6 protein-coding genes and 1 tRNA gene are annotated in these 6,599 nt (G+C 66.5%); 3 read left to right on the plus strand and 4 right to left on the minus strand.

Features of this window, described 5'->3' with window-relative positions; all coding sequences use genetic code 11:
- Nucleotides 1-18 precede the first annotated feature (18 nt).
- A complete protein-coding gene (locus NTCA1_RS20160) occupies nucleotides 19-1,674 on the minus strand; it encodes a peptide MFS transporter (RefSeq protein WP_159831622.1) in 1,656 nt (551 codons plus the stop codon).
- A 303-nt stretch (nucleotides 1,675-1,977) separates the two neighbouring features.
- On the opposite strand from NTCA1_RS20160, the gene NTCA1_RS20165 reads away from it, so the two are divergent.
- Both NTCA1_RS20165 and NTCA1_RS20170 read left to right on the plus strand, forming a co-directional pair.
- On the plus strand, nucleotides 1,978-2,259 hold the full coding sequence (locus tag NTCA1_RS20165; RefSeq protein ID WP_086493352.1) for an integration host factor subunit beta: 282 nt from the start codon (nucleotides 1,978-1,980) through the stop codon (nucleotides 2,257-2,259).
- Nucleotides 2,260-2,357: 98 nt separating this feature from the next.
- Nucleotides 2,358-2,442: transfer RNA gene (locus NTCA1_RS20170), tRNA-Leu, on the plus strand.
- Between the two features lie 26 nt (nucleotides 2,443-2,468).
- On the opposite strand, the gene NTCA1_RS20175 is transcribed toward NTCA1_RS20170, so the two are convergent.
- Together NTCA1_RS20175 and NTCA1_RS20180 are read right to left on the minus strand one after the other, a co-directional pair.
- The gene (locus NTCA1_RS20175) at nucleotides 2,469-3,689 is read right to left on the minus strand and encodes an ABC transporter permease (RefSeq protein ID WP_159831623.1); all 1,221 of its coding nucleotides are present in this window, start codon (nucleotides 3,687-3,689) and stop codon (nucleotides 2,469-2,471) included.
- Nucleotides 3,686-4,705 (minus strand): ABC transporter ATP-binding protein, encoded by a 1,020-nt coding sequence (locus NTCA1_RS20180; RefSeq protein WP_159831624.1) that lies wholly within the window; start codon nucleotides 4,703-4,705, stop codon nucleotides 3,686-3,688. The genes NTCA1_RS20175 and NTCA1_RS20180 overlap by 4 nt, the downstream gene beginning before the upstream one ends.
- A gap of 46 nt (nucleotides 4,706-4,751) precedes the next feature.
- Between NTCA1_RS20180 and queG the strand changes: the two genes are divergently transcribed.
- Complete coding sequence (queG, locus tag NTCA1_RS20185) at nucleotides 4,752-5,867, plus strand: tRNA epoxyqueuosine(34) reductase QueG (RefSeq protein WP_159831625.1); 1,116 nt, start codon at nucleotides 4,752-4,754, stop codon at nucleotides 5,865-5,867.
- Here the strand turns inward: queG and NTCA1_RS20190 are convergent.
- The coding region (locus NTCA1_RS20190) for an NAD(P)/FAD-dependent oxidoreductase (protein WP_159831626.1) at nucleotides 5,851-6,599 on the minus strand (749 nt) is incomplete at its 5' end. The two genes, queG and NTCA1_RS20190, sit on opposite strands and share 17 nt — an antisense overlap.

The following is a 6,599-nucleotide window of genomic DNA, read 5'->3' on the forward strand; positions in this document are numbered from 1 at the left end:
GCCGGGCCGGTTCTGGTGTCAGTGCGGTTTGGGTTCCGGGTGGAAGCCTGCTTCCTGCGCCTCCAGTCCCATCTCCTTCTGGCCCGCCAGATCGCGGTCGATCGCCCGGTCTTCCAGCGTATCGAGATGCATCCAGCGCCTGACCAGCGGCGAGAGCGCCAGCACCACCACTGCGACGCCGATCGTGGTCCAGCCGATGGTGGAATAGATGCCCAGCGTCACGTCCTTGCTCATGACGCCGCTTTCACCGCCGGTGGCCTCGCCGATCTTGCCCGCCACGAAGTTGCCCACGGCGGTCATGTAGAACCAGGCGCCCATGATGAAGCTGCCGAGGTGCAGCGGCGAAAGGCGGGTCATGGCCGAGAGGCCCACGGGCGAAAGGCAAAGCTCGCCGGTGGTGTGGAGCGCATAGATCAGGAACACGAACAGCACCGAGGTCATCGCCGCCGGATCGCCGCTGCCCGCGCCCCAGACGAACACCAGGAAGCCGAGGCCGACCTGGATCAGTGCGAGGCCGAACTTGGCGGGGGCCGAAGGCTCGATACCCTTGCGGCCGAGGTACTGCCACAGGGCCGCGAAGATCGGGCCGAACAGCACGATGTAGATCGGGTTGATCGACTGGAACAGGCTGGTCGGCACCCCGCCGCGGTCCACGAACTTGTCGGTATAGAGGCTCAGCGAGCCGCCAGCCTGCTCGAACAGACCCCAGAAGATCGGATTCAGCGCGATCAGGAACAGGATCGCGAAGATGCGCTCGCGCGGTTCCTTGGGCAGCTTGAAGGCTTCGTAGAGCGTGTAGCCCAGCATCGCGACGCCCGAGACCACCAGCAGCGACTGGATCACGCTGACGTACTGGATCAGGAACCAGATCACCGCGACGGAGCCGATGCCGATGCCGTAGAGCGTCAGTTCGCCCTTCTTCGCCAGGGCCTTGGGCGGCTCGCCCCGGCCCTTGAGCGCGGGCTTGCCGGCCACGAAGATGAGCAGGCCCAGCACCATGCCGATACCGGCGAGGCCGAAGCCCCAGGACCAGCCGATCGTCTCGCCCAGGTAGCCGACCAGGATCGTGCCCAGCGCGGCGCCGGTGTTCACGCCCATGTAGAAGATCGTATAGGCCGAATCGCGGCGGGAATCGGTCATCTTGTAGAGCTGACCGACGATCACCGAGATGTTCGCCTTGAGGAAGCCCGAGCCGACGATGATCAGCGCCAGGGCCAGCCAGAACACGTTGATCGCCGGATCCGCCTGTTTCACCAGCGGGTCGGTGGCGCCGTGGATGCCCTCGTAGGCCATGAACAGGTGGCCCACCGCCAGAACGATGCCGCCGAACAGCACCGCCTTGCGTTGGCCCAGGTAGCGGTCGGCCAGATAGCCGCCCAGCACCGGGGTGATGTAGACCAGGCTGGTATAGGCGCCGTAGATCAGATTGGCGCTACCGTCATTGAAAAGCCAGAATTTTGTCAGATAGAGGATCAGCAGCGCGCGCATGCCGTAGTAGGAGAAACGCTCCCACATCTCGGCGTAGAACAGCACGAAAAGGCCGCGCGGATGGCCAACGAATTCCTCGCTCTTGCGGGTGGCGATCACGCCGCCGATGGCGAGTACGGCAAAGAGCAGGACGGCACCGATCGCGGCGATCCAGTCCCCCTCGTTCCAGCTTGCGATATCTTTCATGCGCCCTTCTTTGATCCTGTCGCCCGGAGAGCCCGCCCCAGAAACTGGTCGCGCGAGCTTGAAAGCGGGGACGTTAGCGGCCAAATCCTCCGTGTAAATGGGGAGAGGGCTGGCAAACCGGCGGTTTGGCGGGCAAATGGCACCGGGATTTCCCTACCTCCGGTGAGCCATTGCGCGAAAACCACCGGAATGGCATTTTCTTGTGCTGGTGGAACCAAGTCACGCGAAATATTATGATTCGCCCGTGATCCGGTTTGTGACCTCGGGTTTTTTCCGAAGGGCAACTTTTTAGGGAAGCATGCGATGATCCGATCCGAACTGCTGCTCGCTCTCGCCAAGGAGAATCCCGAACTTCGCGCCGAGGATGTCGAGCGCGCAGTCGATACTTTCTTCGACGAGATCGCCCAACGCCTGGCCGACGGCGGCCGTGTCGAACTGCGCGGATTCGGCGCTTTCTCCACCCGCCACCGCGACGGCCGCACCGGCCGCAATCCGCGTACCGGCGAAAGCGTGGTGGTGCCTGAAAAGCGGGTGCCCTACTTCAAGCCCGGCAAGGAAATGCGCGCGCGACTCAATGTGGAATAACGAGAACGCCGGAGCGGCATAACTCGTTCATCCCGGTTGCTCCGCAGCGCGCGATCTGCCAGATCGCGCGCAGACACCGACAGGTGGCCGATCATCGTGCGGACGTGGCGGAATGGTAGACGCAGGGGACTTAAAATCCCTTGATCCTTGATCGTGCGGGTTCGAGTCCCGCCGTCCGTACCAGAAAACGGCGCGCCCTTGGCGGGCGCTCAATGGAAACGCGGAAAACGGCGACCGGCGCGTTTCGCCTTCCCTGCCGGCCCCGATTTCATCACCCGCGCGCGGAACAGGCGCGCGCCGCCCCGCACCAGCAGGGCCACCCAGAGCATCTGCCAGCCGATCGCCAGGACATGCGGCAGGAGCGCCGGTTCCTGCGCCGCGCGCGCCAGCATCGCGAAAGGTGAACTGAACGGCACCAGCACGGCGGCGATCTCCACCATGCTCCCCGGCTGAGTCATCGCGAAGCTGGCGAAGAAGAACACCATGAGCTGCGCCATCGTCACCGGCATGGACAGGGTCTGCACCTCGCGAACCGTGGTCGCCATGGAGCCGATCGCCAGGAACACCGAGCCGAGCAGGAGATAGGCCATGGCGAAATAGACCACGCCCAGAGCGATCAGCAGCGGCCAGCCGACCGCCGGATCGGGCAGTCGTTCGGGACTGAAGCCCCCGCCCAGCCAGAGCAGCCCGCCTACCCCCGCCCATGTCGCGATACCGACCAGCGAAACGCCGAGCATGGCGAACAGCTTGCCCAGGAACACGGCATCCATGGGCACGGCCGCTGCCAGCACTTCGATGATCTTGTTGCCCTTTTCCTCCACCAGGTTGGACAGGACCATGCCCGCCAGCATCATGGTCAGCAGGAACAGCAGGGTCTGCGCGCCCTGTGCGGTGGCGAAGCGGCCCTTGCGCTCGGTGGCGCTGCTGCGGGCGACCGGCTTCAGCACGACGGCCGGATAAGTGAGCGCCGTGCCCGCGCGCGCCTGCGCCGAAAGCATCGACACCGGCCCGCGCCAGGCCTCTATCAGGCCGCGCGACCCAGTGAGCACCGGCGCGGAAACCGGCCCGGTCACGATCGCCGCGACATGCGCCTTGCGCTCGGCCATGGCCTGCGCTGCATCGTAGCTTTCGCCCTGCCCCAGCCTGCGGATCACCACCAGTTCCGGCAGATCGTCTCCCAATGCCGGAGCGAGCTGCGCCCGCGCGCGTGTCAGCGCGTCCACATCCGCCGCCGCCATCGCCACACCGAGCACCGCGCGCTCCTGGCTGGCATCGACGCGCGAGCCGAGGCTACCCGCCAGAACCGCGATCAGCACCGGGAACAGCGGCCCCAGCAGGAAGAAGAAGAAGCTGCGGCTGAACAGGATCGCCGTGAAATCGCGCCTTGCGACGACCCAGGCGGCGGCAAGGACGGAGAGACGCCCGTTCATCGTGCGTCCTCCAGTTCGCCGGCTTCCAGCGCCCGCGCCGCCGCCTCCCCGGCGATGGCGACGAAAGCGTCGTGCAGCCCGGCCCGCTCGATCGACAGCGAGAGAATGCCCGCATCGCCCTCGATCAGGGCGCGCAGCAGCGGCTCTATGCCGCCGTCCGGCAGCGAGAAGCTCCAGAACGCCCCTTCCTGCCGCGCGTCTTCGGGCAGGGCCGTGCGCCACCGCCCGTCCCGCGCGCGCGTTTCGAGGCGGACCTGCCGGGGAATCCGGTCGCGCGCCGCGTCCACCGGCCCGGCGAAGGGCACTTTGCCCCCGGCGATGATGGCCACATCGTCGCAGAGGCGCTCGGCATGGGCGATGACGTGGGTGGAGAAGATCACGGTCGTGCCGTCCTCGGCAAGCTGGCGGATCATCCGTTCCAGCTTGCCCTGGTTGAGGGCATCGAGCCCGGAAAACGGCTCGTCGAAGATCACCAGTCGCGGCCGGTGGACCAAGGTGCCGAGAATCTGCACCTGCTGCGCCATGCCCTTGGAAAGCTGGCGGATCTGCCGGTCCGCCGCATAGCCCAGGCCATGCCGCTCCAGCAATTCGTGCGCACGGCGGCGCCCTTCCTTCAGCGGCAGGCCCCGCAGCGCGCCAAGGAAGGCAATCGCTTCGGTGGCCTTCATCGCGGGATAGAGGCCGCGCTCCTCGGGCAGGTAGCCGATGGCATGGGCCACGTCGTGCGGCCGCGCGGCGCCGAGCACCTTGCGCGTTCCCGCATCGGGATCGATGATGCCCAGCAGCATGCGCAATGTCGTGGTCTTGCCCGCGCCGTTGGGGCCGAGAATGCCGTAGACGGCGCCCACCGGAACGCTGAGATCCACCCCGCCTACCGCGGTGAAGCCGTCGAAGCGCTTGACCAGCCCCCGCGCCTCGATCGCGAGGGGATGGCCTTCCAAGTTGCTGGCCAAGTTGCTGGCCAAGTTGCTGGCCAAGTTGCTGACCAAGGACCAATCTCCTACTGCGGCGTCCATCGTATTGCCCCTTTCGCCTGCCCTATGAACCGAAGAGTCCGCAAGCTTGGTTAACGACGCTCTGAATGCCCTGACCCGCGATCTCGAGGTGCAAGCCCGGGAACTGGGGTTCTGCGCCTTCGGCGTAGCCTCTGCCGAGGAGGACCCGGAGCGGGCGGCACGGCTCGATTCGTGGCTGGCGGCAGGGATGCACGGGTCGATGGAATGGATGGCCGACCGCGCCCATCATCGCCGTTCGCCGCAAGGGCTCTGGCCCGAGGCACGGCGGGTGATCGCGCTGGGCATGAGCTATGCGCCCTCCGCCGATCCGCTTGCCCTGGCCGATGCGCCGGAGGTGGGCCGCATCTCGGTCTATGCGCAAGGCGCGGACTATCATGACTGGGTGAAGAAGGCGCTCAAGAACCTGGCCCGCTGGCTGGTGTCGGAAGCGGACAGGCGCGGGCTGGGTCCGGCTGGGGTCAAGGTCTTCACCGATACCGCCCCGGTCATGGAAAAGCCGCTCGCTGCCGCCGCCGGCCTGGGCTGGCAGGGCAAGCATACCAACATGGTCAGCCGCGATCACGGCTCCTGGCTGTTCCTGGGCGAGATCTACACGACGCTGGAGCTGCCGCTTTCCACCGAAGGGCGCGACCGCTGCGGCTCCTGCCGCGCCTGTCAGGACGCCTGCCCGACCCAGGCCTTCCCCGCCCCCTATCGCCTCGATGCCCGGCGCTGCGTCAGCTACCTCACCATCGAGCACAAGGGGCCGATTCCCGAGGAATTCCGCGAGGGCCTGGGCAACCGCATCTATGGCTGCGACGATTGCCTGGCGGTCTGCCCCTGGAACAAGTTCGCGGAGACCGCGCACCGGCTGAAAGCCTTCCTGCCCCGCGCCGAACTGACCGCGCCGCGCCTTGCCGAACTGCTGGCGCTGGACGATGCGGGCTTTCGCAAGCTGTTTTCCGGCTCGCCGATCAAGCGCATCGGCCGCGACCGCTTCGTGCGAAACTGCCTCTATGCCGCCGGAAACAGCGGAAATGCGGCATTCATGACGCAAGTCTCGGCACTGCTGGATGACCCGGACCCCGCCGTGGCGGAGGCAGCGCAGTGGGCCGCGCGGCGCTTGCAGGCTTCCCCACCGCGCGGCGGGGAGGATCCCGTAGCCTCTACAGCAATTCCTTGAGCGGCTTGTCCTTGTCCGCCAGCGCGGCGAGATCGGGCTTTGCGCCTGCCTCCACCAGCTTGCGGCCCTGGACGTAGTCCTTGACCATGTTCACGCAGTCGAGCGCGAGGACCTTGCCTTCCTTGAGGTAGACCACCGAGAAGCTGCGGTCCTCGGGATTGCCGCGGATCACCGTCTGGTCGAAGCCCAGGTTGATGCCCGCGGTCTGGAGCTTGAGGTCGTACTGGTTGGACCAGAACCACGGGAAGGCCTTGTAGGGCTTCTCGTCTCCACAGATCGCCTTGGCCACGCATGTGCCCATGTCGTTGGCGTTCTGCACCGATTCCACGCGCATCACCGTGCCGCCTGCAAAGTCGCAGGCGAAGGCCGCGCAGTCGCCGATGGCATAGATGTCGGGGAGCGAGGTGCGGCAATATTCGTCCACATCCACGCCGTTCGCGCCCGCCGCGCCCGCCAGGATCAGCGGGCCGACCGCAGGGACGATGCCGATGCCCACGATCACCGCCTCGGCGGCCAGCACTTCGCCGTCCGCCAGCTTCACGCCGGTGACTTTATGCCCATCGCCTTCGAGGCATTCCACGGCCACGCCGGTGCGCAGGTCGACGCCGTGCGTCCGGTGCTCGTCCTGGTAGAAGGTCGAAAGCTCCTCACCCGCCACGCGCGCCAGCACCCGCGGCAGCGCCTCCAGCAGCGTGACCTTGAGGCCGAGCTTGGACAGCACCGCCGCCGCTT

Origin of the sequence: Novosphingobium sp. TCA1 (assembly GCF_009811895.1) — a bacterium.
GTDB classification, from domain to species: domain Bacteria; phylum Pseudomonadota; class Alphaproteobacteria; order Sphingomonadales; family Sphingomonadaceae; genus Novosphingobium; species Novosphingobium panipatense_A.

Bases quoted from the DNA above. Each gene is read 5' to 3' on its own strand.
- NTCA1_RS20160 (WP_159831622.1), bottom strand. From the start codon at position 1,674: ATGAAAGATATCGCAAGCTGGAACGAGGGGGACTGGATCGCCGCGATC.
- NTCA1_RS20180 (WP_159831624.1), bottom strand. From the start codon at position 4,705: ATGGACGCCGCAGTAGGAGATTGGTCCTTGGTCAGCAACTTGGCCAGC.
- NTCA1_RS20175 (WP_159831623.1), bottom strand. From the start codon at position 3,689: ATGAACGGGCGTCTCTCCGTCCTTGCCGCCGCCTGGGTCGTCGCAAGG.
- NTCA1_RS20165 (WP_086493352.1), top strand. From the start codon at position 1,978: ATGATCCGATCCGAACTGCTGCTCGCTCTCGCCAAGGAGAATCCCGAA.